General features: G+C 67.5%; 22 protein-coding genes. 13 read left to right on the top strand and 9 right to left on the bottom strand.

Annotation, left to right across the window (positions count from 1 at the left end; translation table 11 throughout):
• Positions 1–2 precede the first annotated feature (2 nt).
• From BR47_RS0110645 to BR47_RS0110635, 3 genes are all read left to right on the top strand, one after another.
• Entirely contained in the window at positions 3–2387 is a 2385-nt protein-coding gene (locus tag BR47_RS0110645) for a CaiB/BaiF CoA-transferase family protein (protein WP_029119488.1), read from the top strand.
• 12 nt (positions 2388–2399) lie between these two features.
• Positions 2400–3311, top strand: coding sequence for a LysR family transcriptional regulator (locus BR47_RS0110640; protein ID WP_029119487.1), 912 nt, complete (start codon positions 2400–2402; stop codon positions 3309–3311).
• Positions 3312–3399: 88 nt separating this feature from the next.
• Complete coding sequence (locus BR47_RS0110635; RefSeq protein ID WP_029119486.1) at positions 3400–3738, top strand: MmcQ/YjbR family DNA-binding protein; 339 nt, start codon at positions 3400–3402, stop codon at positions 3736–3738.
• Positions 3739–3748: 10 nt separating this feature from the next.
• Here the strand turns inward: BR47_RS0110635 and BR47_RS0110630 are convergent, their stop codons facing one another.
• The 3 genes from BR47_RS0110630 to BR47_RS0110620 are packed head-to-tail and all read right to left on the bottom strand — an operon-like array spanning position 3749 to position 7381.
• Positions 3749–5218 carry a flavin-containing monooxygenase gene (locus tag BR47_RS0110630; protein ID WP_029119485.1) on the bottom strand — a complete coding sequence of 490 codons (1470 nt, stop codon included), beginning with the start codon at positions 5216–5218 and terminating at the stop codon, positions 3749–3751.
• A gap of 55 nt (positions 5219–5273) precedes the next feature.
• Positions 5274–6230: an alpha/beta fold hydrolase gene (locus BR47_RS0110625; RefSeq protein WP_051634730.1), complete on the bottom strand. Its 957-nt coding sequence runs from the start codon at positions 6228–6230 to the stop codon at positions 5274–5276.
• A 59-nt stretch (positions 6231–6289) separates the two neighbouring features.
• Entirely contained in the window at positions 6290–7381 is a 1092-nt protein-coding gene (locus tag BR47_RS0110620) for an NAD(P)-dependent alcohol dehydrogenase (RefSeq protein ID WP_029119483.1), read from the bottom strand.
• A gap of 69 nt (positions 7382–7450) precedes the next feature.
• Between BR47_RS0110620 and BR47_RS0110615 the strand changes: the two genes are divergently transcribed.
• Together BR47_RS0110615 and BR47_RS0110610 are read left to right on the top strand one after the other, a co-directional pair.
• On the top strand, positions 7451–8305 hold the full coding sequence (locus BR47_RS0110615) for an EamA family transporter (RefSeq protein ID WP_020104370.1): 855 nt from the start codon (positions 7451–7453) through the stop codon (positions 8303–8305).
• A gap of 57 nt (positions 8306–8362) precedes the next feature.
• Positions 8363–9334: an NADPH:quinone oxidoreductase family protein gene (locus BR47_RS0110610; protein ID WP_029119482.1), complete on the top strand. Its 972-nt coding sequence runs from the start codon at positions 8363–8365 to the stop codon at positions 9332–9334.
• Here the strand turns inward: BR47_RS0110610 and BR47_RS0110605 are convergent.
• The 3 genes from BR47_RS0110605 to BR47_RS0110595 all read right to left on the bottom strand — a co-directional run bounded on the left by BR47_RS0110605 (position 9321) and on the right by BR47_RS0110595 (position 14589).
• The gene (locus BR47_RS0110605; protein WP_029119481.1) at positions 9321–10934 is read right to left on the bottom strand and encodes a CocE/NonD family hydrolase; all 1614 of its coding nucleotides are present in this window, start codon (positions 10932–10934) and stop codon (positions 9321–9323) included. The genes BR47_RS0110610 and BR47_RS0110605 overlap by 14 nt on opposite strands.
• 189 nt (positions 10935–11123) lie before the next feature.
• Positions 11124–12953, bottom strand: a complete 1830-nt coding sequence (locus BR47_RS0110600) for an acyl-CoA dehydrogenase (RefSeq protein ID WP_029119480.1) — start codon at positions 12951–12953, stop codon at positions 11124–11126.
• A gap of 181 nt (positions 12954–13134) precedes the next feature.
• Positions 13135–14589: an aldehyde dehydrogenase family protein gene (locus tag BR47_RS0110595; protein ID WP_029119479.1), complete on the bottom strand. Its 1455-nt coding sequence runs from the start codon at positions 14587–14589 to the stop codon at positions 13135–13137.
• A gap of 114 nt (positions 14590–14703) precedes the next feature.
• On the opposite strand from BR47_RS0110595, the gene BR47_RS30215 reads away from it, so the two are divergent.
• The 3 genes from BR47_RS30215 to BR47_RS0110580 all read left to right on the top strand — a co-directional run bounded on the left by BR47_RS30215 (position 14704) and on the right by BR47_RS0110580 (position 17196).
• Positions 14704–15384, top strand: coding sequence for a cysteine hydrolase family protein (locus BR47_RS30215; RefSeq protein ID WP_020104375.1), 681 nt, complete (start codon positions 14704–14706; stop codon positions 15382–15384).
• Between the two features lie 62 nt (positions 15385–15446).
• A complete protein-coding gene (locus BR47_RS0110585; RefSeq protein ID WP_020104376.1) occupies positions 15447–16181 on the top strand; it encodes a sulfite exporter TauE/SafE family protein in 735 nt (244 codons plus the stop codon).
• Positions 16182–16374: 193 nt separating this feature from the next.
• Positions 16375–17196 (top strand): cutinase family protein, encoded by an 822-nt coding sequence (locus BR47_RS0110580; RefSeq protein ID WP_029119478.1) that lies wholly within the window; start codon positions 16375–16377, stop codon positions 17194–17196.
• A 3-nt stretch (positions 17197–17199) separates the two neighbouring features.
• Here the strand turns inward: BR47_RS0110580 and BR47_RS0110575 are convergent, their stop codons facing one another.
• Positions 17200–17949 (bottom strand): hypothetical protein, encoded by a 750-nt coding sequence (locus tag BR47_RS0110575; RefSeq protein WP_020104378.1) that lies wholly within the window; start codon positions 17947–17949, stop codon positions 17200–17202.
• Between the two features lie 116 nt (positions 17950–18065).
• Here BR47_RS0110575 and BR47_RS0110570 point away from each other — a divergent pair, with 116 nt between their 5' ends.
• The 3 genes from BR47_RS0110570 (at position 18066) to BR47_RS0110560 (ending at position 22206) form a co-directional block, all read left to right on the top strand.
• Complete coding sequence (locus tag BR47_RS0110570; RefSeq protein ID WP_029119477.1) at positions 18066–19298, top strand: PucR family transcriptional regulator; 1233 nt, start codon at positions 18066–18068, stop codon at positions 19296–19298.
• Positions 19299–19501: 203 nt separating this feature from the next.
• Positions 19502–21328: an amino acid permease gene (locus BR47_RS0110565; protein ID WP_029119476.1), complete on the top strand. Its 1827-nt coding sequence runs from the start codon at positions 19502–19504 to the stop codon at positions 21326–21328.
• Positions 21325–22206, top strand: coding sequence for a universal stress protein (locus BR47_RS0110560; RefSeq protein WP_029119475.1), 882 nt, complete (start codon positions 21325–21327; stop codon positions 22204–22206). The genes BR47_RS0110565 and BR47_RS0110560 overlap by 4 nt, the downstream gene beginning before the upstream one ends.
• Positions 22207–22281: 75 nt before the next feature.
• Here the strand turns inward: BR47_RS0110560 and BR47_RS0110555 are convergent, their stop codons facing one another.
• The gene (locus BR47_RS0110555) at positions 22282–22515 is read right to left on the bottom strand and encodes a hypothetical protein (protein ID WP_020104382.1); all 234 of its coding nucleotides are present in this window, start codon (positions 22513–22515) and stop codon (positions 22282–22284) included.
• 343 nt (positions 22516–22858) lie between these two features.
• On the opposite strand from BR47_RS0110555, the gene BR47_RS0110550 reads away from it, so the two are divergent.
• The gene (locus BR47_RS0110550) at positions 22859–23884 is read left to right on the top strand and encodes a DNA topoisomerase IB (protein ID WP_029119474.1); all 1026 of its coding nucleotides are present in this window, start codon (positions 22859–22861) and stop codon (positions 23882–23884) included.
• Here the strand turns inward: BR47_RS0110550 and BR47_RS0110545 are convergent.
• The gene (locus BR47_RS0110545; protein ID WP_029119473.1) at positions 23873–25072 is read right to left on the bottom strand and encodes an ROK family transcriptional regulator; all 1200 of its coding nucleotides are present in this window, start codon (positions 25070–25072) and stop codon (positions 23873–23875) included. The genes BR47_RS0110550 and BR47_RS0110545 overlap by 12 nt on opposite strands.
• Positions 25073–25214: 142 nt before the next feature.
• On the opposite strand from BR47_RS0110545, the gene BR47_RS0110540 reads away from it, so the two are divergent.
• Positions 25215–25679: glyceraldehyde 3-phosphate dehydrogenase NAD-binding domain-containing protein (locus tag BR47_RS0110540; RefSeq protein ID WP_029119472.1), on the top strand; the 465-nt coding region annotated here is incomplete at its 3' end.

Here is a 25679-nt window from a genome sequence, read left to right as displayed (position 1 = left end):
GCATGGCCTACGACCCACCGCTGTCGGGCATCGAGATTCTCGACCTGACCGCCGGACCCATCACGGCCGTCGGCCGGCTCCTCGCCGATCTCGGTGCCCACGTCACGTCGGTGCACCTGGCCGGTGTGACCGCGGCCGACACCACCGGACCACGTATCGACGGGGTGCCCATCGGCACCGCCATCAACCGCCACGGCATCCCGCCAACCGAGATCGATCCGTCGACCCCGGCCGGGCAACAGGAATGGGCCGAATTGGTGGCCACCGCCGACATTCTCATCGAAAACACGCGCCCGGGGTCGGCGGCCGAGGAGTCGTTGGCAGTCAAGCAGATTCACGCCGACCATCCGGCGTTGGTCATCCTGTCCATCAGTGACTTCGGTCGCGATACGCGCTACCGCGACTGGCAGGCAACCACTCCCGTGCTGCACGCGTTGACCAGCGAGCTGTCCCGCTCGGGCATCCCGGGACAGCCACCGCTGGTGCCACCGAGTGCCGACCTGCCGTATCACGTCGCCGCCGCCCAGGCCGCCTTCTTCACCCTCGCCGTCTTCCTGGATCGGCTGCGCACGGGCACAGGCGATCTCATCGATTTCTCGGTGCTCGAAGGTGCGATGCAGACCCTCGACCCGCCATTCGGCACCGCGGGCAGCGCGGCGGCCGGTGTGCCCATCAGCGAACAGCAGCGCGACTGGATCGCCGAGCAGCAGCGCTATCCGATCTTCAGGTGCAAGGACGGCCACGTCCGCATGTGCGTGTTGGCAAAACGCCAGTGGCAGGGCATGTTCGAGTGGATGGGACGCCCGGCGGAATTCGCCGACCCCAAGTTCAACAGCCTCCGCGAGCGTTTCGCGTCCGCGACACTCTTCGGAGCCATCGAGCAGTTCTGTGCCGACAAGACCCGCGCCGAGCTGGAACTGGCCGGACAACGGCACGGCGTGCCGACGGCCGCGGTGCTGAGCCTGGCCGAGGCCCTGTCCACCGAACAGGTTGCCGCGCGCGGCTTCTTCCGCGAGACCGAGCTCTCCCCCGGTCTGACGGCACCCGTACCCGTCGGCGTCGTGGAGATCGACGGGCACCGGGCGAGCAACCTGAACATCACGGCACCGGGTCACCGACGACTCCGTGACGCACCCACTCTCACCGCGCGCGCCCGCAGCGACCTCGGACTGCCCCTGGAGGGGCTGCGCGTACTGGACCTCGGCGTCATCGTCGTCGGCAGCGACACCGGTCGCCTCTTCGCGGACCTCGGCGCCGACGTCGTCAAGATCGAGAATTCCGCCTTCCCCGACGGGCTGCGCATCAGCCTCACCCGGATGACGCAGGCTTACGCCGCCGGTCACCGCAACAAGCGGTCGATCGGAATCGACCTCCGGTCCGAGGAAGGCCGGGCGCTGGCACACCAGCTGGTGGCCCAGTCCGACGTCGTGCTGAGCAACTTCAAACCCGGTGTGGCAGCGGCGCTCGGCATGGACCACGCGACCCTGCAGCAGGTGAATCCGGGCATTGTCGTCGTCGACAGCTCGGCGTACGGAGCCACCGGCCCATGGGCGAAGCGCCTCGGCTACGGACCGTTGGTCCGCGCCGCGGCGGGCTTCACCGAGCTGTGGACCTACCCGGATAACCCGGATGCCTTCTGCGACACGGTCACGGTGTACCCCGATCACGTGGCGGCGCGGATCGGCGCGTTGAGTGCCGTCGCGCTCCTGCTGCGCCGCGAACGCAGCGGTGGCGGTGGATCGGCGAGCGTCGCGCAAGCCGAGGTGATGCTCAGCCACCTGGCCGACGACATCGCCGGCGAGGTGCTGAACCGTCGCGGTCATGCGCGCGACAACCAGCCGGCTCATGACGCACCGTGGGGCCTGTTTCCCGGCGCCGGCGATGACGCGTGGATCGCGGTCACCGTCCGCGACAACGCCGACTGGTCGGCCCTGTGCGCGGTGATCGACCGGCCCGACCTCGCTGCCGATGCGGAGCTGGGTTCGCGCGCCGGGCGGGACCGTCAGCGGGCGCGGCTCGACGCGGCGCTCAGCGCCTGGACATCCCGGCACGCACCGGTAGACGCGATGGTGCAGTTGCAGGCCGCGGGCGTCCCGGCCGGGGCTGTGCTGCACGCCGTCGAGGTCCCGACCTGGGACTACTACGTGGAGCGACGGGCGTTCCGGGAGGAACTGCATCCGCATGGGACCGCACCGTTCATGATGGAGAACGTGCAGATCCATGCTGACCTCATTCCCGATCCCCCGCTGGGGCAGGCGCCGCTGCTCGGGGAGCAGACCCGCGAGGTCGCGGCCGAACTGCTCGGCTTGGACGACCAGAAAATCGACGAGCTGATCGCCCGCGCCGTGCTCGAAGTACCTGCGGCAGCTGCACATTCGGGACGGTAACCGCCCCTTCCCATGGAGATCGATTTCACCCGCCTTCGCTACTTCGTCGCTGTCGCCGAGGAGCTCCACTTCAAGCGCGCCGCCGACCGGTTGATGATCACGCCGCCGCCGCTCAGCAAGCAGATCAAGCTGCTCGAGCGCGAACTGGGTGGGGAACTTTTCGAGCGGACCTACCACGACGTCCGCCTGACGCCGCTGGGCCTGCAGCTGCTGGAACCGGCACGCGACATCCTGCGGCAGGTCGAGGAGCTGAAGGCGACCGCGTCACGAATCACGCAGGAGATCAACCCTGTTCGCATCGGCGCGACCGCCTACGCGCCATCGGATTTCCTGGTCAGATTCGAGCAAGCGGTGGCCGGGCTCGCCATGCCCACCGAGTTCAGTGTGCCCGGGTCAGCGGCCGAGGTCATCGCCAAGCTGGTTTCCGGGCATCTCGAGCTGGGCCTGATCCACCTGCCGTCCGCCGACAAGCGCATCCGGCACCGGGTGGTGGCCACCTATCCGGGCGCGGCCGCGGTGCGGTTCGACGACCCGTTGGCCGCCAATGACATCATCGCGATCGAGGACCTGCGGGACCGCGACGTGGTGATCGACTTCGCGCGGCCCAATCCCGTCGTGCTGGCGCAGATGACGCGGGGCCTCAACGCGCGGGGCGTCACGCGTATCGTGCGGGCCGTCAGCCAGTTGGGCGGCGAACTGGAGATGGCCAGCCACGTGTTCAACCGGTATCTCGTCGCGCTGGTCAGCTATGCGCCGGCCTCGATGCTCGGCCGAATCTTCTCGCCGCCCGAATTCAAGCTGATCCCCATCGACGAAAGCACTTGGGCCCCGGCCAAAATCGCGCTGGCATGGGCGCCGGACCGGCTGAATGACCCGGCCGAGATCGAGGCCGTCGTCGAGCAGCTCGTCACTGCCCTGGCATAACCCCCGCGAGCGAGTTGGGTGTCACCGCACAGCGGTACGCTGCCTCGACCGACAAACTCCGTCAACGCGCCCCCGGAAGGATCGAACCGTGCTCGATGCCGATGATGTGCGCCGCATCGCGCTGTCCCTTCCGGAGACCACCGAGAAAGAGCGTTGGGGCCACCCGACTTTCGACGTGGCACGCAAGATGTTCGTCACGGTGCCCGACGACGCGACCTCGTTTGCGGTGCGCTGCCCCCGATTCGACCGCGAAGAGCTGATCGCGGCCGAGCCCCACAAGTTCTGGGTGCCGCGGCACGAGGCCGCGTCGTCGTGGGTTCGGGTCCGGCTGGCGGCCCTCGATGACGAGCGGGAGCTGACCGACATTCTGGTCGACTCCTGGCGACTGGCTGCGCCGCCCAGACTCACTGAGCAGCCGGAGTCCTGATCCCGAAGGCTCAGACCCGCTGCCGCACCCGGCCGAAGACCATCGATTCCTCGATGCGGTCGAAGCGGTGGTCGATCACGTCGAGCACGTAGTTGTGCCGCACGTGCCACGGGCGATGAGTACCCGACTTGGGCAGCGCGTGGGGGTTGCGGTTGATGTAGCCGGCGTCGAGGTCGAAGGTCTTCTTCTCGGCCATCGGTGCCGCGCCGAGATGTGGGTACGCGTGGGTGTAGCCGTGAGTGTCCATGTACTCCACCAGCTTTGCGAATGCTCGCGCCGTCATATCGGCACGCAGGGTCCATGACGCATTCGTATAGCCCAGGCACCAGGCCATGTTCGGTACGTCCTCGAGCAGGAACTCCTTGTAGACGAACCGGTCGGACGGAGTGATCGGGTCACCGTCGACCGCCAGAGAGATGCCGCCGAGGGCCTGCAACTCCAGCCCCGTCGCGGTCACGATGATGTCGGCATCAACGCGCGCACCGGATTTCAGCACGATGCCGTTGGCGTCGAAGTGGTCGATGTGGTCGGTGACGACCTCGGCCCGGCCGTCACCGATGGCGGTGAAGATGTCACGGTCGAGCACCGCGCAGAGGCGTTGATCCCACGGGTCGTACTTCGGGTTGAAGTGCACGTCCACCGGGTAGCCGGCCGGCAGGGCGGCCATGGCGCGGCTGCGGATGAGCCGTCGGCCGCCCTTCGGGAACTTCCTGAGCAGGTTGTAGCTGAGCACCCCGATGAGCACATTGCGGAACCACACGATGCGGTGGGCAAGCTTGCTCGGCAACAGCTTTCGGATCAGGTTGACCATCGGGTCGATCTGCCACTGCGACATCAGGTAGGTGGGCGACCGCTGCAGCATCGTCACCTTGGCGGCGGTCGTCGCCATCGCGGGTACCAGGCTGACGGCTGTGGCACCGCTGCCGATCACCACGACCTTCTTGCCGGCGTAATCCAGTGACTCCGGCCAGAACTGCGGGTGGACGACGTCGCCGGCGAAGCTGTCGATGCCGGGGAAATCAGGGGTGTACCCCTGGTCGTAGTTGTAGTAGCCGGTGCCGCAGAACAGGAATCGGGCACGGTAGGACCTGGCCTCGCCGTTCTCCACGGCGTGCACCGTCCAGGTGTCGGTCGCCGAATCCCAGTCGGCCGACTGCACGTGCGTGTTGAAGGTGATGTGACGGTCGATGCCGTGGGTGTGTGCCGCGGTGGTCAGGTACTCGCGGATGTGATCGCCGTCGGCGATGTTCTCCGGACGCTCCCACGGCTGGTACGGGAAGCTGAGCGTGAAGATGTCGCTGTCCGATCGAATACCCGGGTAGCGGAACAGATCCCAGGTGCCACCGATGCGCGTCCGCCGCTCCAGGACCCGGTACGTCAGCTGCGGGTTGCGCTGGTGCAGCCGGTACGCGGCGCCGATGCCGGAGATGCCGGCACCGATGATCAGCACATCGAAGAACTCGCCGTCGCTGGCCGTCATGAATCTCCCTTGATCAAATCCGGTACCGCCGGTTTCACCTTAGGACATGATGATCCTAGGCCGTCGAGCTGTGGGCAGCTCCGGCGAGCAGCGCCCGCAAATGCTGATTGACCTGCTCGGGACGCTCCAGGTTCGCGCAGTGACCACCGCCGAGTTCGACGAACGACCACAGATTCGGCACGTTCCTGGCAATCCGGCGGGACGCGGCGATGGGCAGCAGCCGGTCTTTGGTGCTGCCGATGACCAGCGTCGGCACCGTCAGGTTGTCGAGGCCGATGTGATGAGCATCGAGGTTGTCGACCAGCGCGTTGACCCATCCGCTGCGGCCCGCGGCGGAGGTGCCCATGAACAGTTCGTAGACGTAGTCGGCGACCGCGGGCTCGGCGTCACGCCCGACGGCGATCATGGCGACGAACTGGCGCGCCGCCTTACGCGAACCCGGCACCAACGGCGCCCCGCCGAAGGTCTTCAGGATGCGGCCGGCGGCGTAGGCCCGGGACTTCGCCAGCGAGTTCGGGACCTGCGCCAGCTGGACCAGCTTCAGCAGGTCACCGGTGGTGGTGTTGATCAGGGCGACGGCGTCCGCGCACTCGGTGACGCGCTGCGGATAGCGCTGCGCCCACGACGTGATGGCGATGCCGCCCATCGAATGCCCGGCGATGACGGCCCGCTCCCCTGGCCTGAGTGTCGCGCTCAGCACCGCGTCGAGGTCCGCCGCGAGAAAGTCCAGGTTGTACTTGTAGCGGCCTTTTGGCGCCTCACTCTGGCCGTGCCCGCGGTGGTCATAGGCGATGACCCGGTAGTCCGTCGCCAGATCCGCGATCTGGTTGCCCCATACGCCGATGGCGCAGGTGATGCCGTGGGCGAACACGATCGGCTGCCCGTGTTCGGGACCGAATACCTCGGCGTGCAGCCGGGTGCCGTCGACGGCCTTGATTTCCATGGAACGGCCTGGTGGCAGCGCCGCGGGACGCCCGGGTTTGACCAGCTGGGATTGAGTGAAGGCGGTCATGCTGCTCCGTTTCGGGTTCGGCGACGTTGCCGGCGGGACATCCCGTACCGCGAGCCTACCTAAATAACCAGCACTGGTTTGACGGTAAAACCGGCGGTGGCGTCCGACCAGGCGTCAGCGAAGCGGCCGAACGGGTAGGTCCGTACCAGTTTGTCGACGGGCAACTCGCCCCGAAGGACGTGCCCGGCCAGCCGCGGGATGAAGCTGTGCGGCTCGCTGTCGCCTTCGATGACACCTTGCACCCGCAGCCCGTTGGCCAGGATCAGCCCGACGGGCAGCTCCGCGGTCAGCGCGCCCAGGCCGACGAGCGCGAGCGTGCCGCACTTGCGCAGCAGCGTCAGCGCGGTGCTGATGACGTCGCCGCGCGCGGTGGTGTCGACGGCGAGCGTCGCGCCACCGCCGGTGAGTTCCATGATCTCGGCGGGCAGGGTCTCCGAGGCCGAGTCGACGGCCCCGGTGGCACCCAATTCGATTGCCAGCGAACGCCGTTCGGCGATCGGGTCGACGGCGACGACAGTGCGGCACCCGGCGATGCGGGCACCCATCACCGCCGACAGACCGACCGCGCCGGCGCCCCACACCACCAGCACATCGTCGGGTCCCGCGGCCAGGGTGTTCAGCACCGCGCCGACCCCGGTCTGCACACTGCAGGCCAGCGGCGCCGCCAGTTGGGCGTCGATGCCGTCGGGCAGGACCACGACATTCGACGTGTTGGCCAGCGCGTGAGTGGCGAAGCTGGACTGCCCGAAGAATCCACCGCGTACGGGCTGACCGTCCAGCCGCAGGGCGCTCGCCTCGTCACCGCGGTCGCCGGCCATGTTCAGGCGGGTGGCGTTGTCGCAGTAGGCGGGCGTGTCGGACGAACATGCGGCGCACTGCGAGCAGCTGGCGAACGTCAGGACGACCTGGCGGCCGACGTCGATGCGGGCGTCCGGTCCGGCCGCCAGGACCGTGCCCGCGCCTTCATGGCCGAACACCATGGGCAGGCGCTTCTCCGGCCAGCGTGCGGCCGTGCTGATATCGGTGTGGCAGATGCCGACGGCATCGATGCCGACCAGTACCTCGGCGCCCTGCGGCTCGCGAATCTGGACGTCGGTCAGTTCAGGGGCCGAACCCGGGCGGAGCAACACCGCGGCACGTGCGTCGATCATTCACGGATGGTAGGTCGACGGTAATCTGCGCCGGGTGACCGGGATCGACAACTGCCGGGTGCCGCGCGGATGACCAACCGCCAGTTGCCCCGATGGTCCGTCCCGTTTGTCTTTGTCACCGGTGCGGCGTCGCAGTACCTGGGTGCCGCGATCGGTGTGTTTCTCTTCTCGACCACTCAACCGGCCACCGTGGCGTGGCTCCGGGCCGCGGCCGGCGCGCTGGTGCTGATGGCCTGGCGCCGGCCGTGGCGAATGCCGTTGACGCGCCGCCGCGTCGCGATCGCGACCCTGTTCGGGTTGATCACCGTCGGCATGAACATCGCGTTCTACGAGGCGCTGGCTCGCATCCCGCTGGGCACCGCCGTCGCGGTGGAGTTCATCGGGCCGACGCTGGTGGCCACGCTCGGTTCACGGCGGCCGCGTGATCTTCTGGCTGCCGCTCTGGCCGCCGGCGGGGTTGTGCTGTTGGCCGGCATCGAATTCACCTCAGAGCTCGCCGGCGTGGCATGGGCACTGGCCGCCGCCGCGCTGTGGGCCGGTTACATCATGGTCGGCAAACGGGTGGCCGACGCGCACGGCGGTCTCGACACGCTCGCCCTCGGAATGTCGACCGCCGCAGCCATTTTGGGCCCGGTGATCATCGGTCTTCAGGCCCACACGAACTCGGCGGTGTTCGTCGACCCGCGCACCTGGCTGCTCGGCCTGGGCGTCGGCCTGCTGTCGACGGCCATCCCCTACGCCCTCGACCAGATCGTCCTCCGCCAGGTCGGCCAGGCGAGGTTCGCGATCCTGCTGGCACTGTTGCCCGTGACGGCGACCCTCATCGGGCTCACGGTGCTGCATCAGGTTCCGACGATCGGCGAGATCGCCGGCATCGGGCTGGTGGTGACCGGCCTCTTACTCGGTGCCCGCGGCGCACCGTGAAACGGACATGCGACAGTGACAGTGACCCACCGGCAACGCCTACAGGAGAAGAGCACCATGCGCGCCATTCAGATCGCCCGGTTGGACGGCCCTTCGGCGGCCGAACTGAACGACATCCCCGAACCTGACGGCAGCGGCCTTGTGGTGATCGAGGTGCACGCCGCCGGCGTCGCCTTCCCCGACGCGCTGCAGTCCCGCGGTCTGTACCAGCACAAGCCGGAATTGCCGTACACCCCCGGCGCCGAGCTCGCGGGCGTGGTCCGCAGCGCACCCGAGGGCGCACACGTGGCGGCCGGCGACCGGGTGGCGGCGTTGACCATGTTGTCCGGCGCCATGGCGGAAGTCGTTGCGCTACCGGCTGATCGGGTTTTCAAGCTGCCCGACTCGGTGTCGTTCGAGGCCGGCGCGGGACTGCTGTTCAACGATCTGACGGTGCACTGCGCGCTGCGTACCCGCGGCCGCCTGACGCCCGGCGAGACGGTGCTGGTGCACGGCGCCGCGGGCGGCATCGGCACGTCAACGCTGCGGCTGGCCCCGGCGTTCGGCGCCGCCCGCACCATCGCGGTGGTGAGCTCGCCGGACAAGGCCGAAATCGCCCGTGCCGCCGGCGCTTCCGATGTCGTGCTGGCCGACGGTTTCAAGGACGCGGTGCGCGAGCTGACCGGCCGCCGCGGCGTCGACCTGATCCTCGACCCGGTGGGCGGCGACCGGTTCACCGATTCCCTTCGGTCGCTGGCACCCGGCGGCCGGCTGCTGGTGGTGGGATTCACCGGCGGCGATATCCCGACGGTCAAGGTGAACCGGCTGCTGCTCAACAACGTCGACGCGGTGGGTGTCGGTTGGGGCGCGTGGGCCATGACGCACCCGGGTTATCTCGCCGAGCAGTGGGAGGAGCTGGAGCCGCTGCTGGCCTCTGGCGCCGTGACCCCGCCCGCGCCCGAGGTCTATCCGCTGGAGCGCGCCGCGGACGCCATCGCCTCGCTGGAAAACCGTTCCGCCAAGGGCAAAGTGGTCGTCACGTTGCGCTGACCGGCAGCACCAGCCGGGACTGCCCGCCGTCGCCGTGCGCGACGGTGTGCACCGACGGCACCATCCGGGTTGCGGTCCCCAGCGGGTCGCCGGTGCCCAGATTGCGCGCGAACCGCGGGAAACAGCCGCCGGCGACCAGCAGCCGGATCCGGTGGCCGGCTGCGAATCGGTAGGCGGTGGCGTCGAGTTCCAGGCGCAGCAGCGCCGTGGGCGCATCGGCCGCGGTGAGCCGGAGGTAGCCGTCGGTGACGTTGGTCGAATGTCCATCGGGCCCAACGTCACTGATGCGCACGAACACGTCGGCGTGCGGATTGTCGGTCCGGTGGTCCAGCTCGACGTACGGCGTTCCGATGACGTCGAGGTCGGCCGGCAGAACGGGGCTGGTGAAGGTCAGCACGTCCGATCGCTCGGCGAGCGCGGTGTCGTCGATGTAGCCCGACTTACCGGAAACCAGAAGGCGCCCACCGATACTCGGGGTCGGGTCGGCCGGGTCATAGATGAACGTGGACGGCGCCCCGCTGTCGGGCGGCGTCTCGGCCAGCGCCGCGCCGGGGTGCAGGTGCCACACCTGTTCGGCAGCCGCCGGCGGCCACTCCTGCATGTCGAGCCAGTCACCGCCGGCAACGCAGATCCGCACGGGAGCCCCTGCGCGGCGGGAGCCGTCCAGCCACAGCACGGATTCCTTGATGGCCTCGGTGCCACCGGATCCGTGCGTCCACGGTCCGACTGTCAGAGCCACCTCGACACCGCGGGCCCGCAGCCGCCGGTACTGCTCGAGGGTCTGGTCGACGAACACGTCCTGCCAGCCGGTGATCAGCAGCACCGGACCCCGCAGGTTGTCGAGTGCGGCCGCCACACCGTTCTCGGCCCAGTACGGCGACGACGGATCCGGCTGTTCGAGCCACGCGTTGAACCACGGGGTCCGTCCGCCCAGCAGCTCGGCCGCGGCGGGATCGAGCGGCAGCGTCTCCAGCACCGGCTTGAGGGTGCGCGGCGTCGCCATGCCGCGGAGGATCTGACGGATCCAGCCGCCGCGGTGCTGCCACGCCACTTGATAACTCCACCCCAGGAAGTCGCCGAGCGCGAATGATCCGGTGCTCCATACCGAGTGACCGAAATCGTGCGGCGCCATCGTGATCACCGAGGTGGTCAGGTCGTCAGGTTGGTCGACGAGGAGCGCCAGCTGGGTGAACCCCAGGTATGACGCCCCGACGGTGGCGAATTCGCCCCCGTACCAAGGCTGTTCACGCAGCCATTGGACCGTGTCGGCACCGTCGTCGACCTCGTGACGGCCGGGCTCGAACGCACCGTCGGACCCGAAGGTGCCGCGGGTGCTCTGCAGCACGACGTGGAAGCCCTGCCCCGCGTACAGCCCAGCGAACACCCGGTTGGGCAGGCCGTCGCGGCCGTAGGGCCCCCGCATCAACAATGTGCCGGCGGGCTTACGGGTCCGCGGCGCGTAGTGATCGGCCAACAGGACGGCGCCGTCGCGCATCGGCACCGGAAGCGACCGTTCCACCTGGAAGCTCATGGCCCGTGGCAAACCCAGGCGGCGGGTCAGCGCGCGGGCACCGAGCCACGCCAGGGTGTCGCGTCGCACGTCACACTCTCCTCTTCCGGTCGTGGGCCTTGGACCATTTTCCACGGCGGCACCAGATCCACAGCAATCGAGGGCCGGAACTGTGATCTGTTCGACGGAAAGGAAATGTTGCGCGCCAACGCCTCCGACCAGCCGGGGATTTGTGCACGATTTTCCGCGGCAAGCGCGGAAAATCGTGCACAAAAATCCCTAGAAGGCCGAGGTCTCCAGCTCCATGACGTCGGTGTCGAGCGTCTCGATCACCTCACGCACCGCGGTCAGCAGCGGCAGCACGTTCTTGGCGAAGAACTTCGCCACCGCCACCTTGCCGGTGTAGAACGCGTGGTCGCGTTCCGTGGCGCCGTCGAGCGCCGCGTGCGCGATCTGGGCGGCCAGGATCAGCCGCCAGCCGATCACCAGGTCGCCGACCGCGAGCAGGAACCGCACCGAACCCAGGCCCACCTTGTACAGCTGCTCGGGATCGCCCTGCGCGGCCATCAGATAACCGGTCAGCGCGGCGGCCATCGCCTGGACATCGGCCAGAGCCGTTGCCAGCCGGTCGGTTTCAGCCTTGAACTCCGGCCCGGCGCTGTCGATGGTTGCCGTGATCTGGCTCGACACGTGGGCCAGCGCCGCACCCTGGTCGCGGATGATCTTGCGGAAGAAGAAGTCCAGCGACTGGATGGCCGTGGTGCCCTCGTACAGTGCGTCGATGCGGGCGTCGCGGATGTACTGCTCGATCGGGTAGTCCTGCAGGAAGCCGGAACCGCCGAGCGTCTGCAGCGATTCGGACAGCATCTCGTAGGCGCGTTCGGATCCGACGCCCTTCACGATGGGCAGCAACAGATCGTTCACCCGGTGCGCCAGATCGGCGTCGGCACCCGAAACGAGTTGCGCGACATCAGCGTTCTGGTAGGCGGCGGTGTAGAGGTAGACCGCGCGCAGACCTTCGGCATAGGCCTTCTGCGTCATCAGACTGCGTCGCACGTCGGGGTGCTCGATGATCGCCACGCGCGGCGCGGTCTTGTCGGCCATCTGGGTGAGGTCGGCGCCCTGGATGCGCTCCTTGGCGTAGGCCAGAGCGTTGAGGTAGCCGGTGGACAGGGTACCGGCGGCCTTGACGCCCACCGTCATCCGGGCGTTCTCGATGACCTTGAACATCTGCGCGATGCCGTTGTGCACGCCACCGACGAGGTAGCCGACGGCGGGCTTTCCGTGGGCGCCGAACGTCAGCTCACACGTGGGTGAGGACTTGATGCCCATCTTGTGTTCCAGGCCGGTGACGTACACGCCGTTGCGCTCGCCCAGCTCGAGGGTCTCGGGGTCGAACAGGAAGTTGGGCACGAAGAACAGGCTGAGTCCCTTGGTGCCCGGACCAGCGCCTTCGGGCCGGGCGAGCACCAGGTGGAAGACGTTCTCGGCGGTGTCACCGACGTCACCGCCGGAGATGAAGCGCTTGACGCCTTCGATGTGCCAGGTACCGTCGGGCTGTTCGATGGCCTTGGCCCGTCCCGCCCCGACATCGGACCCGGCGTCCGGCTCGGTCAGCACCATGGTGCCCGCCCAGCCCTTGTCCATTGCCGTCCGCGCCCAGTGCTGCTGCTCCTCGGTGCCCACCTCGGCCAGCGTGTGCGCCATCGCCGGCCCAAGGCCGTACAGGAAGGTCGCCGACGGGTTCGCGCTGATCAGCATTTCCTGCGTCGCCCACACCAGTGCCGCCGGCGCCGGCGTCCCACCGGCGCGCTCATCGAGGCCCAGGCGCCACCATTCGGCTTCCTTGACCACCCGCACGGTCTTGGCCAGCTCCTCGGACACCGTGATGCGGTGCTCGTCGGGCAGGAACACCGGCGGGTTGCGGTCGGCTTCGACAAACGTCTCGGCGACAACGCCTTCGGCGAGCTTCGAGATCTCGTCGAGGATCGATCGCGCCGTATCGGCATCGAGGTCGCCGTAGCCACCCGCATCCAGGGCCGCACCGACCGGCAGCACTTCGAACAGATTGAATTCGATATCGCGCAGATTGGCGATGTAGTGGCTCACACACCAAGGATTGGCGGCGACCAGAACGTACGCAACCGTAGGTTGCGCCAACCTACGGTTGCGTAGCCGAAGGGTGCGAGGTCACGCCGTGCCGTGACCTGCGTCACATGCAGCCTGGCTGGGATTTGTGCACGATTGTTCGCGGTCGGCGCGGAAAAACGTGCACAAATCCCGGGGCGGACTACAACTGGACGATCACGCTCTTGTTCTTCAGGTAGGCCTCGAGCCCTTCCCGGCCGAACTCCTGGCCCCAGCCGGACTGCTTGTAGCCACCGAAGGGCAGGTCGTGGTCAAAGACCAACTGGCAGTTGACCTGAACGCTGCCGGCCTGCAGACGTTTGACGATGCGGTGCGCCCGGCTGACGTTGGTGGTCCACGCGGTGGCCGCCAGGCCGTAGCTGGTGTCGTTGGCCATGGCGACGGCCTCGTCCTCGGTGTCGAACGGCAGGATGCTGACCACCGGCCCGAAGATCTCCTGCTGGTACAGGCGCATGCCGGGGTCGACGTTGGTCAGCACCGTCGGGTGCACGAAGTAGCCCTTGCGATCCAGCCGGTACCCGCCGGCGACGATCTCGACGCCGTCGTTCTTGCCCTCGTCGATGAAGCCCAGAACCCGATTCAGCTGCTTCGCACTGATCAGCGGGCCACTCATCACGCCCTCTTCCTCCGGCCCGCCGTACTTCATGAAATTGGCGACGTTCGCGATGCCCTCGACCACCTGGTCGTAGACTCCGCGCTGCACGAAAATCCTTGAGCCGCAGACACATCCCTGGCCGGAGTGGATGAAGATGCCCATGGCCGCCCCGAAGGTGGCCTTGTCCAGCTCGGCGTCGTCGAAGATCAGCACCGGTGACTTGCCACCGAGTTCCAGCATGACCTTCTTCAGGTTGCCCGCCGAGGCCTTGACGATCTCCTTGCCGACTTCGGTCGAACCCGTGAAGGCGACCTTCTCGACGTCGGGATGTGCGCTGATGGCGGCGCCCGCGGTGTGGCCGTACCCGGTGATCAGGTTGACGACACCCTCGGGGACGCCGGCCTCGTGGATCAGCTGGTCCAGCAGCAGCGCCGAAAGCGGTGTCTCCTCAGCGGGTTTCACCAGACTGCTGCAGCCGGCGGCCAGCGCAGGCGCGACCTTGGCGCAGGCATTGAAGATGGGGCCGTTCCACGGGAAGATCAGGCCGACGACGCCGTAGGGCTCACGCAGCGTGTAGCCGTGCTGGTCGACGTAGGCATCCGAGGCGATGCCGCTGGTGCGGATGTCGTAGGCGGTGCCGTTGATCTTGGAACACCAGCCGGCGTAGTAGCGGAAGAACTCGGCACAGGTCGGGACAACGAGCTCGGACTGCATCTTCATCATGCCGGTGTTCGCCGAGTCGATGGCCGCGAACTCGGCGGCGTGCTCGTCGATCAGGTCGGCGATGCGCCACAGGATCTTGGCGCGTTCCCGGCCGGGCAGACCGGACCAGGCACCGGATTCGAAGGACGACTTGGCGCGCGCGACGGCCTCGTCGACGAACTCGGGGCCGCAATCGGTGAACTCGCCGATCTGCTCCTCGCTCACCGGATCGATGATCGGGATGAGCTCGCCCGTACCCGGGCGCTTCTGGATGTCCTCCAAGACCGACTGCAGCGTCATCGCGTGCCTCTCATCGTCAGCGAGTTCGCGCCCCGGGGTGGACGCGCAACAAATGCTGTGCAGTTGCTTAGCATTGCCGTCGTCGGGTCGTCAAGAGTGGCTCGCGCCGGCGGGATGTCTGGAAAGATCGGGACCGTGTCTGCCGGCCACGACTACACCTCCCCTGACCTGGCACGCAGCGCCCTGGTGCTGATCGACGTGCAGAACGATTTCGTCTCGGGCCCGTCGCAGGTCGACGGCACCGCCGAACGAATGCCCGAGATGGCACGGCTGCTCGCGGCATTCCGCGCGGCGCACCGGCCGATCGTGCACATCGTGCGGCTGTACGTCCCCGGCGGCAGCGACGCCGACCCACCGCGCCGGGCCGCCATCGAGTCCGGAAGGCAGATCGCCGCCCCGCACACCGATGGCGCCGCGGTGCCCGCGGACCTGCTGGCGCACCCCCTCGACTACGACTCACTGCTGGCCGGCGGTATCCAGCAGGTGGCGCCGGGCGAGGTCGTGATGTTCAAACCACGGTGGTCGGCGTTCTATCGCACGGCGTTGGACGAGCACCTGCGCGACCTCGCGGTGAACACCGTCGTGGTGGCCGGCTGCAATCTGCCGAACTGCCCGCGCGCCACCCTGTTCGACGCCTCCGAGCGGGACTACCGCGCCGCGCTGGTCGCCGACGCCACCTCCCAGGTGACGCCCGAGCGGCTCGCCGACCTGGCGCTCATCGGCGTCGAGACACTGACCACCGCGGACATCGAGCGGTTCTTCCAGCCCACTGCAAGTCCACAGGAAGGCCAGTGAAGAATTCAGCGGGTGAGACCGCACAGTAAGCCGCGCTCCTGACCGCCCTCGCGATCACCGCGGTGCTGCTCGCCGGCGTCGCTGCGGGGATCATCAACGCCGTGGTCGGCTCCGGCAGCCTGATCACCTTCCCCGTGCTGATGGCCGTCGGCTATCCACCGCTCGTCGCCAACATGTCCAACTCCGTGGGACTGGTGCCGGGCAACTTCACCGGCGCCTACGGCTACCGGCATGAGCTCGGCGGCCAGGGCCCCCGCATCCTCCGCCTCGGTGCGGTCTCACTGGCCGGGGCGATAGTCGGTGCGGTGTTGCTGCTCAAACTGCCACCCGGCGCGTTCACCGCGGTCGTGCCGTGGCTCATCCTGCTGGCCGGCGCGCTGGTGCTGGTGCAGCCTTTGTTGCGCCGCGCGCTGGATGCGCGCCGCGGTGCGCCGCGGTCCACCGACCATGCCGCGCCGCTGTACGCGGGCGTGTTCGGATGCGCGGTGTACGGCGGCTATTTCGGTGCGGCGCAAGGCATCATCATGATGGCGTTGTTCGGGTTGTTCGTCTCGGAAGATCTGCAGCGCCTCAACGGCGTCAAGAACATCGCTGTGGGACTGGTCAATTCGGTCGCGGCCCTCATCTTCATCGTCGTCGGCCAGGTGGCCTGGCTGCCGGCGCTGCTGCTGGCCGTCGGCTCCACAGTCGGCGGCTACATCGGGGCGAGGATCGGACGCCGCCTGCCACCCAACGCCTTACGCGCCTGCATCGTCGTCGTCAGTGTCGTCGCGTTCACCGTCATGATGCTCAGGTAGCCGGCCCGCCATTGCCGAATTCGTCACCGCTAACACGCAATAGCGGACTTTTGGTATGTCACGATTCGAACGCGACGGGCCCAGCTAACGCGCGGATGGGGTGCCGGTGTGTCAGCATGGACCGGTGAGGCCAAGCAAAAGCAGAAGCCGAATCAGAAGCCTGGTCGCAATCCTGGTGGTACCACCAGGATTGATGTCCGCTGCGCTACCACCGGCAGCACATGCAGCCGACTGCCCTGATGCCCAAGTCATTTTCGCCCGCGGCACCGACGAAGCGTCTGGACCCGGCGGGGTCGGGACGGCGTTCATCAATTCACTGCGTACCGCCATCAGCCCGAAAACCCTCGACGTATATGCGGTCGACTATCCCGCGACCACCGACTTCCCCACCGCCGTCGACGGAATCCGTGACGCCCGTAGGCAAATCGTGACGACGGCGGCGGCCTGCCCCCGGACCAAGATGGTGCTCGGCGGGTTCTCGCAGGGTGCTGCCGTTGCGGGCTTCGTCACCGCGGGCACCATTCCCGACGGGATCTCCGCCGCCGAGGTGCCGGCCCCCATGCCGCCGGACGTCGCGGATCATGTTGCGGCCGTTGCCTTGTTCGGCAAGCCCTCCGCACGGTTCATGCGCGCCATCGGCTCCCCCTCCGTCACGGTCGGCCCGGTGTACCAGCCCAAGACCACCGACATCTGCGCGAACAACGACCTGGTGTGCGACGCGCACGGGTCGAGCTTCGACGCGCACAACAGTTACATCGACAGCGGATTGATCACCCGGGGCGTCAACTTCACGGTGAGCCAATTGCAGGCGGGCTGGGCGGCCGATGCACTGGCCGGACCCGCGCCGTGGTCATCGACGACGGTGCAGGCCGCCGATCAGGCCGGGCGCGGTCAGTCCGCGCCCGCCGCGACCCCGCCGAACACCGCGGCGCCGGCCCACATGCCGGCGAGCGCGCCGTGGCTCCCGGGACCGGAGCAGACGGCACCGGCACCGGACGCAGCGCCACCTCAGTAGTCGTTACCGGAACTGCACGCCCCGGCGCCGCACCCACCAATCGGCAAACAGTGTCCCGGCGATCCACACGCCGACCGCGATACCAAGGTGCACAGCACTTTTGGTGTCGCGGCCGAGGACGGGACCGAAGACATGGGCGACGGCGTTCGGTAGCGTCCGCCACAATTCACGGTGTTCGACGCCGCCGATCGGGTCGGCGACGAAATACAGGACGTACGGCAGCACCAGCGACGACAACCAGAATGCGATCCGGCGCCGGTCGTGGCGCTGGCCCCACCGCTGCACCAACCGAACTTCAGCAACCGGCAGCAGCACCGACACCGCATTGCCCACGCCCAGCCACGACACGATCGGCACCGCGACATTCGGGATCGTCACACCGAGCCGGGCCGGGCTTTCGAACCAGACGGTGAGCACCGCGGCGGCGGCAAGCGTCGGAAGTCCGACGAGAATCAGCAGCGCCAGGTTCTTGTGCAGCAGGATCCGCCATGGCGCCACCGATTCGGCCAGCCGCTGCTGAACCCGATCATGGTCGGCACCAAGCACATTGGTTGTCGTGGTGTCGGCGAGCACGAACGACGAGAAGTACGTGCCGACCAGGATCACCCAATCGTGGTGATGCCGTCCCCCGGAGGTCAACGGCTGCACGGCAAGCCACAGCACGGCGAGCACGACGTTGGCCGCCACGCCCAGCAGCCAGGTGCGCGGCGGGGTGAAGGCCCAGCGCACTTCCGACCACACTGCGGGCAACATCGTCCATCTCCACCGTCAACGCCCCGTCCGCCGCGGAGTGCGTGCGACGATACCGGCAACAATCGTTGCGGTTCCTGTGAGCGCAGTGCCGCCGACACAGATCTGAATGGGAGCGCATGGCGGAACCGCACGGCACCGATCCCAGTGCCCACATTCAGCTGATCGTCGACCTGCTGGCCCGATCGCTGAATCGCGCGGTGCTGCTGGACGACACGGCGATGACGCCCATGACCTTCAGCCGCCAGCTGGGGACCGTCGACGACGTGCGGATGCACAGCCTCCTCGAGCGGGCCACGAAACCCGAAGTCATCGCGGAGCTTCAGGCCTTGGGAATCGACGACGCCGACCCGGGCGTCGCGATTCCACCGCTGCCCCGGTACGCCATGGTGGCGCGGTACTGCGTGCCGGTCCGATCGGCCGCCCATCATTTCGGCTACCTGTGGGTGATCGACCCGGAGCAGTCACTGAGCGCGGCCGAGCGTGCCCTGGCGAACCAGGCCGGCGCGGATCTGGTGGCGGTCCTGGATCGGCGCCAGACCACCGAGCGTGCCGTCGAGTCCGCGCGTCAGGCTCTGCTGGGCCGCCTGTTGTCGGCCGATGTGGGCGAGCCGCTGAACGCGGTGCTACTCGAGCTCAGCGCCCAGGACATGGCGCAGCCGGACAGCCTGCTCACCGTTTTCGCGTTCGTCCCGACCGGGGACGCCGCGGAGACCGAGCAGCGTCTCACCGCACTTCGGCTGCGGCTGTCCGCCGTCGAGCGAACGCACAACTGGTTCGTCCTGCCGGGGAGTCCCGTGAGCGTCTTCGCCTTCTGCCCCGCGCACGTGCGGGTCCCGCCGCAGCGCCTCGCCGAGACCGTGACCTCGTCGATCCGGGCCACCTTCGATGACGCCCCGGTCATCGGCTGGTCCGGTAGCCGGCTGCCCCTCGCCCAGGCCGCCCAGTCGTTTCGGGATGCCCGGCTGGCCTGCGCGCTGGCCGCCGCGGGCGCCGGCCCGGTCGACGCGGCGCTCGACTGGACCGCGGCCGGGTCGTGGCGGGCGGTCGCGCTACTCACCGACAGCCTCGCCGACGCTCCCGACGAACTCGACGCGCTGATCCATCCGGGCGTCACCGCGCTCTTGGCCGAGGGACGCGACGACCTGATCCAGACGCTCGAGGCCTATCTGTCCTCCGGCGGCGACGCCCGGCGCGCGGCCGACACCATGCACCTGCATCGCTCGACGCTGTACTACCGCTTGGAGAAGATCACCCAGGCCCTCGGTGACGACGTCACCGACCTCACCGACGGCGAAGCCCGCTTCGATCTCATGCTCAGCATCCGGCTGGCCCGGCTGCGCCGGCACTGATGCCGGGCGCCGGCGACCTTCCGACTGCTGTCGGAAAAACGGCCGGATGTTCCGACAAGATGGCGCCTGCATTGGCCCCCACATGCCGTCGTGACCGGCTTAGTATTCGCACACACCAAATAGTGGTGCAGCTCACATCTGTCGCTGGGCGTGGGCTGAAAACGCCCTGACAAACGCCGTCGGGGCAGCGCGAAGGAGACGACGTGAGCGGGACACCGACCCTCAACAAGGCACTCAGCCAACGCCAACTGTCCATGATCGCGATCGGGGGCGTGATCGGTGCCGGGCTGTTCGTCGGCTCAGGTGTCGTCATCAAAGACACCGGGCCCGGCACATTCATCACCTATGCCCTCGCCGGCGTGCTGATCATCATGATCATGCGGATGCTCGCCGAGATGGCGGTGGCCAATCCGTCGACCGGCTCGTTCGCCGATTACGCCCGCAACGCCTTGGGCAACTGGGCCGGCTTCTCGATCGGCTGGCTGTATTGGTACTTCTGGGTGATCGTCGTCGGATTCGAGGCGATCGCCGGCGCCAAGATCATTCGGTACTGGCTGCCCTCGGCACCGATATGGCTCACAGCCCTACTGCTGCTCATCGCGATGACGGCGACGAATCTGTTCTCGGTGTCATCGTTCGGCGAGTTCGAGTTCTGGTTCGCCAGCATCAAAGTCGCGGCCATCATCGTGTTCATCGGACTGGGCTCCTGTTTCGTGCTCGGTCTGTGGCCGCACAAATCCATGGATTTCTCCAACCTGACCGCACACGGCGGGTTCTTCCCACTGGGCCCGTCAGCGGTCACCGTCGGTGTCGTCACCGTGATCTTCTCGATGGTGGGCGCCGAGATCGCGACCATCGCCGCCGCCGAGTCCACCGACCCTGAGCGCGCTGTCGCCAAGGCCGCCAACTCGGTCATCATGCGCATCGCGGTCTTCTTCGTCGGCTCGGCGTTCCTGCTGGTGACCATCCTGCCGTGGAACGGCAAGCAGCTCGCCGCGTCGCCGTTCGTCTCGGCCTTCACCGCGATGGGTATCCCCTACGCCGACCACATCATGAACGCGGTTGTCCTGACCGCGGTCCTGAGCTGCCTGAACTCGGGCATGTACACCGCCTCGCGCATGCTGTTCGTGCTGGCCGCCCGCCGGGAGGCACCCGCCCAGCTCGTCTCCGTCACCCGTCGCGGCGTTCCGGCAGCCGCCATTCTGACGTCGTCGGTCATCGGGTTCCTGGGTGTCATCGCCTCGGCCTTCTCGCCCGATTTCATCTTCAAGTTCCTGCTGGATTCCAGCGGTGCGGTCATCCTCTTCGTCTACCTGTTGATCGCCATTTCCCAGATCGTGCTGCGGTACCGCAATGGCGGCGACAAGCTCAAAGTCAAAATGTGGCTGTTCCCCGTGTTGTCGATCATCACGGCGCTGGCGATGACCGCCATCTTGGTGCAGATGTACGTCCAAGGCGGAGACAACCGCAGGGCCCTGACCTTGAGCCTGCTGTCCTGGGCTGTGGTGATCGGGTTGTTCTTCGCCAACCGCTGGTTCAACTCCCGCCGGCCGGTCCCGGAGCCCGTCACCGCGACCGAGCGGCCGCACCGAGTGCTGGTGCTGGCCAACGAAACCGTCGGCTCCGAGGAACTGCTCGACGAACTTCGCGCCATCGGCGCCGACAACGCCACGACCTATCACGTCGTCGTGCCGGTCAGCCCGATCGAGACCGGCGCCGCCGCCTCACACAGCCCCCTCGACGTCTGGGAGGCCACCAAAGTCCTTGCCCAGCAACGTCTCGACCAGACGCTGGCCGCGCTGCACTCGGCGAACCTGGAGGCCGACGGCAAGCTGGGCGACTACCGCCCGCTGCGCGCGCTGGCAGCCGGTGTCGAAGAATTCCACCCGGATCAGATCGTCATCGCGACAGAGCCACCGGAACAGTCGATCTGGCACCGCTTCGATGTGGTCGACCGCGCCCGGTCCGACTACAACATCCCGGTGACCAACGTGATCGCGATGACACCCGCCGAGGAGCCTGTCGCGTGACGATCATCGCCGGGTTCAGCGCGTCCCGGCAGGGCAGCGCCCCGATCAACCTCGCCGTGCAGATCGCGAGGACCACCGGCGAGAAGGTCATCGCGGCAGCGGTTCTCGAGCGCTCGTGGCCGCCGCGCAACGACCCCGTCGAGGAGGAATACCTGCGCCACGTGAAGGCGCAGACGGCCCAGTCCTTGCAGGCCGTCGTCAACGGCCTCCCCGGGCGACCGGACGTACCCATGCTGGTTCACGAATCTGGTTCCATCCCAACCGGTTTGCTCGAGCTCGCGCAGGAGTTCGAGGCCCGCGCGGTGGTGCTCGGGTCGTCGTCGTCCGGCCTACTGGGACGCGTGGCGCTCGGCAGCGTGACGGAGCGGCTGGTGCACACCGCGCAGGTGCCGGTTGCGATCGCGCCGCGCGGATACGCCTTCAGTCACGAGCCGATCCGCCGCCTCACCGCGGCCTACGGCGGCGAGGCCGACACCAATGGATTGATCCGGGCGGCTGCGGAGCTGTCGAAGGACTGGAATGCCCAGCTGCGGATCGTGGCGTACACCGTGCGGCCCGCGTGGGCGTTCGGTGGGCCCTCGCTCGAGGCGGGTGCCGAGGACATGGTGGTCGCGCAGTGGTCGAAGCGCACCGCCGACGATGTCACCAAGCAGCTCAACAGAGTTCGCGAAGATCTGGCCGTGCCCGACGTGGACATGGTCGTCAGCAGCGGGCGAGATTGGCAGCAGGCCGTGGAGAACACGGGCTGGACCTCAGGTGACGTGCTGCTGCTCGGATCGGGTGCGGCCGGACAGTCCGCCCGGGTGTTCCTCGGATCGGCAGCGGCGAAAATCCTGCGCCATTCACCGGTCCCGGTGATGATCATGCCGCGCGCCTGAGTTCTCGACCAAAGGGCCAACTATTGCACGCTTGACGAAAAAGCCTGCAATAGTTGGCCTTTCGATGTCTGTGGGCTAGCTCTTGCCGTAGGGCGCAGCCTTGACGACGGGGCTGGCCGACGGGGTCAGTGGCACGGTCGGCGGGGCGGCCTGGGTCGTCGTCGCACCGTTCGCGCCGGCTGGGTTCTCCCGCGCCGGTTCGGCACCCGCCACGGTGGTCGCGGCGCCCATGGCCACGAGCGCGCCGGCTCCGACGGCGGCCGCGATGCGGCGGATGGTGGCGGCATTGGTCAGACGTGAACGAGACATCAATTTCCTCAGTGTGTTGTTGCGTGTGCAGGATTGGTGCCCGCAGCCCCGTGCCACTCGCACCTCCGACTCTCGTGTCCCCCTGACATCCACACGTGCAGATCGGGGGCGGCTAAGCCGAACCACAAACAATCGGTGCCGCAGAATCTGCCGTGACGTGCGGGCTACGTCAACAGCCAGCGGAAATGTTGAGCAGACTGCTCAGGGTGTGACGCAGGACACTGTGACCCACGCATCATTTTGTCCGGTACCGCTGGGGTTGACGCCGGCGTCGCAGAGGTGTCGCCGGAGCCGATCCGGGGTAAGGACCGACGGTGCGACACAGACACCGCGCAGGTCTGCCATGAGGCTGCGGCATAGCGACATCACGTCGCCCGGGATCACGCGGAGGCGGCGCGGTAACGGCTTCTCCTACTACGACGCCACCGGCGCACCCGTCACCAACGAAGAGACGCTGCAACGGATTCGGGACCTGGTGATACCACCGGCGTGGCGGAAAGTCTGGATCAGCCCCCACCGCAACGGACATATCCAAGCAGTGGGGATCGACGCCGCGGGCCGCCGCCAGTACCTCTATCACGCCGTGTGGCAACAGGAACGCACCGAGGAGAAGTTCGACCGCGTACTCCAGCTCTCCACGGCGCTGCCCGACTGGCGAGACCGGATCGCAGCTGACCTCACCGGCCGCGGACTGCACCGCGAGCGCGTACTCGCGTTGGCCCTGCACCTGATCGACCTCGGGTATTTCCGCGCCGGTGGCGAGGAATACGCGCAGGACAACGATTCGTGCGGACTGGCCACGCTGCGCTGCGAACACGTCGAGGTGCGCAGCGGCACAGTGATATTCGACTACCCGGCGAAGAGCGGCGTACAGCGCCACCTGGAACTGGCCGACCAGCAGGTGGTCCGAGCGGTCCGCGCGCTACGCCGAGGACGAGGCCCCACCGAGCGGTTCTTGTACTGCCGCAGTGGTTCGGGGTGCGTAGAGCTGCATGCCGACGACCTCAATGCCCGATTCAAAGAGCTGGTCGGCGAGGAGTACAGCGTCAAGGACCTGCGCACGTGGCACGGCACCGTGCTGGCCGCCGCGAGCTTCGCCGCCGTCGCGCCGGCGGATACGAAGGCAGCTATTCGCCGCGCCCGGACTTCGGTCTTCCGCGAGGTTGCCGAAGAACTCGGCAACACCCCTGCCGTGGCGCGTAGTTCGTATGTCGATCCGAGGGTCGTGACAGCGTACGAACGTGGTCTGACGATTTCCGCGGCCGTCGGGCGGGCCGAGAAGCAGCGGAATGACACTGCGGCTCAGGAGATCCTGGAACGAGCCACCCGAAAACTCATCCGCCGCATGGCGCGAACGTCAGGCGCCTGAGTGCTGAAGCCCGGTCTGCAGGGAGGCATCGATCATCCGCGGGCTCAAGATGTGATCGAGCGCCGTCGTCGCGCAGCCGATGACGCCGACGCGCTCCTGAAGCACCGACGGGACCACCTGCAGCGTGCGGGTGGCCAGGGTACTGGCGTTGCCGTACAACGTCTCGCGCAGGCCGGCCACGAACACGTCGTAGGCACCGACCATGTCGCCCGCCACGACCAACACCGCAGGGTTGATCAGATTGACCGCGGCCGCGAGCACTTCGCCAACATGCCGGCCGCTGTCACGAATCTTGCTGCGGGCCTTGGCATCTCCACTGTGCGCCAACGCCACGACGTCACGCAGATGGCCCACGGCGTACCCTTCACGCCGCAGATCGCGCACGATCGCCCAGCCGCCGGCCACCGCCTCGACACAACCCGTGTCACCGCAGCGGCACGAGATACCGGCAGCCGCCGCGATCTTGCTGTGCCCGAAGTCCCCGGCGGCCTGCACCGCGCCGCGCCGGAGTTGGCCGCCCATCACGATGCCGGCGCCCAGTCCGGTGGACGCTTTGACGACCAGCATGTCCTGCACATCGGCGAATCCGAACCGGCGTTCGGCCAGTGCGATCACGTTGGCGTCGTTGTCCATTACCACCGGCGCGTCGGCGAGGTGCTGGAAGTACGGCGCCAATGGCACACCGTCCCAACCGCTCATGTTCGGCGAGTCCAGACTCGCTCCGAGCTGCCGATCGACCGTGCCGGGCAGACTCAGACCGATGCCGAAAATGCGGTCGCCGCGGCGACCGGAGTCGTCGAGTAGCTCTCCGAGCCGCTTCACCAGATCGGGCATCAGGTCGTCCGGGCCCATCCCGGGCTCCTGATCGATGTCGGCGGTAGCAAGGACGTCGCCGGCGAGGTTGCACAAAGCCAGCTGGGTCCGGCTGCGCCCGATGGCCACCGCGAACACGATGCCCGCATCGACGTTGAACATGAGCTGCGCGGCCGGACGTCCGCCCGTCGACGCCACGTGCTCGGGCTCGATCACCAGATCGTCGGCTTCCAGCGCTGCGATTCGCGCCGTCACCGCGGTGCGCGACAGGCCGGTGATTCGGCCGATCTCGCTGCGGGTAATAGCCCGGTGATCCCTGATCACGGCGAGCACTTCGCCGGCAGTAGGTGACACCGACGTGCCGCTGAGCGCCATGGCTGCCATTGAAGCAAGGCGACACACGCCGACGCAAGCGTAAGTCAGGGTTAGTTAGGTATTTGAAGTACATAACTAGCTTGCAGAAAATCCCAATGGGTGTATGGTTCGTTCTGAAACGATCAAGCGAGGAGTATCAGCGGTGACTATTCGGATCGGCGTCAACGGTTTCGGGCGTATCGGGCGTAACTTCTTCCGGGCCCTGGATGCGCAAAAAGCAGCGGGCAAGAACGCCGATCTGGAGATCGTCGCGGTCAACGACCTGACCTCCACCGATGCGTTGGCGCATCTGTTGAAGTTCGATTCGATCCTGGGCCGGTTGCCCTATGACGTGCGCGCGGACGGGGACACCCTGATCGTGGGTGAGACCAAGATCAAGGCGCTGGCGGTCAAGGAGGGTCCGGCGGCGCTGCCCTGGGGGGATCTGGGGGTGGACATCGTGGTGGAGTCGACCGGGATTTTCACCGACGCGGCCAAAGCCCGGGGGCATCTGGAGGCCGGGGCCAAGAAGGTGGTCATCTCGGCGCCGGCGACCGGTGAGGACATCACCATCGTGATGGGTGTCAACGACGACAAGTACGACGGCAGCCAGAACATCATCTCCAAT

Origin of the sequence: Mycobacterium sp. UNC410CL29Cvi84, from assembly GCF_000686745.1 — a bacterium.
GTDB lineage: Bacteria > Actinomycetota > Actinomycetes > Mycobacteriales > Mycobacteriaceae > Mycobacterium > Mycobacterium mucogenicum_B.
The sequence above is the reverse complement of the archived record's forward strand: the minus strand, read 5'-3'. Positions and strand labels throughout refer to the sequence as shown.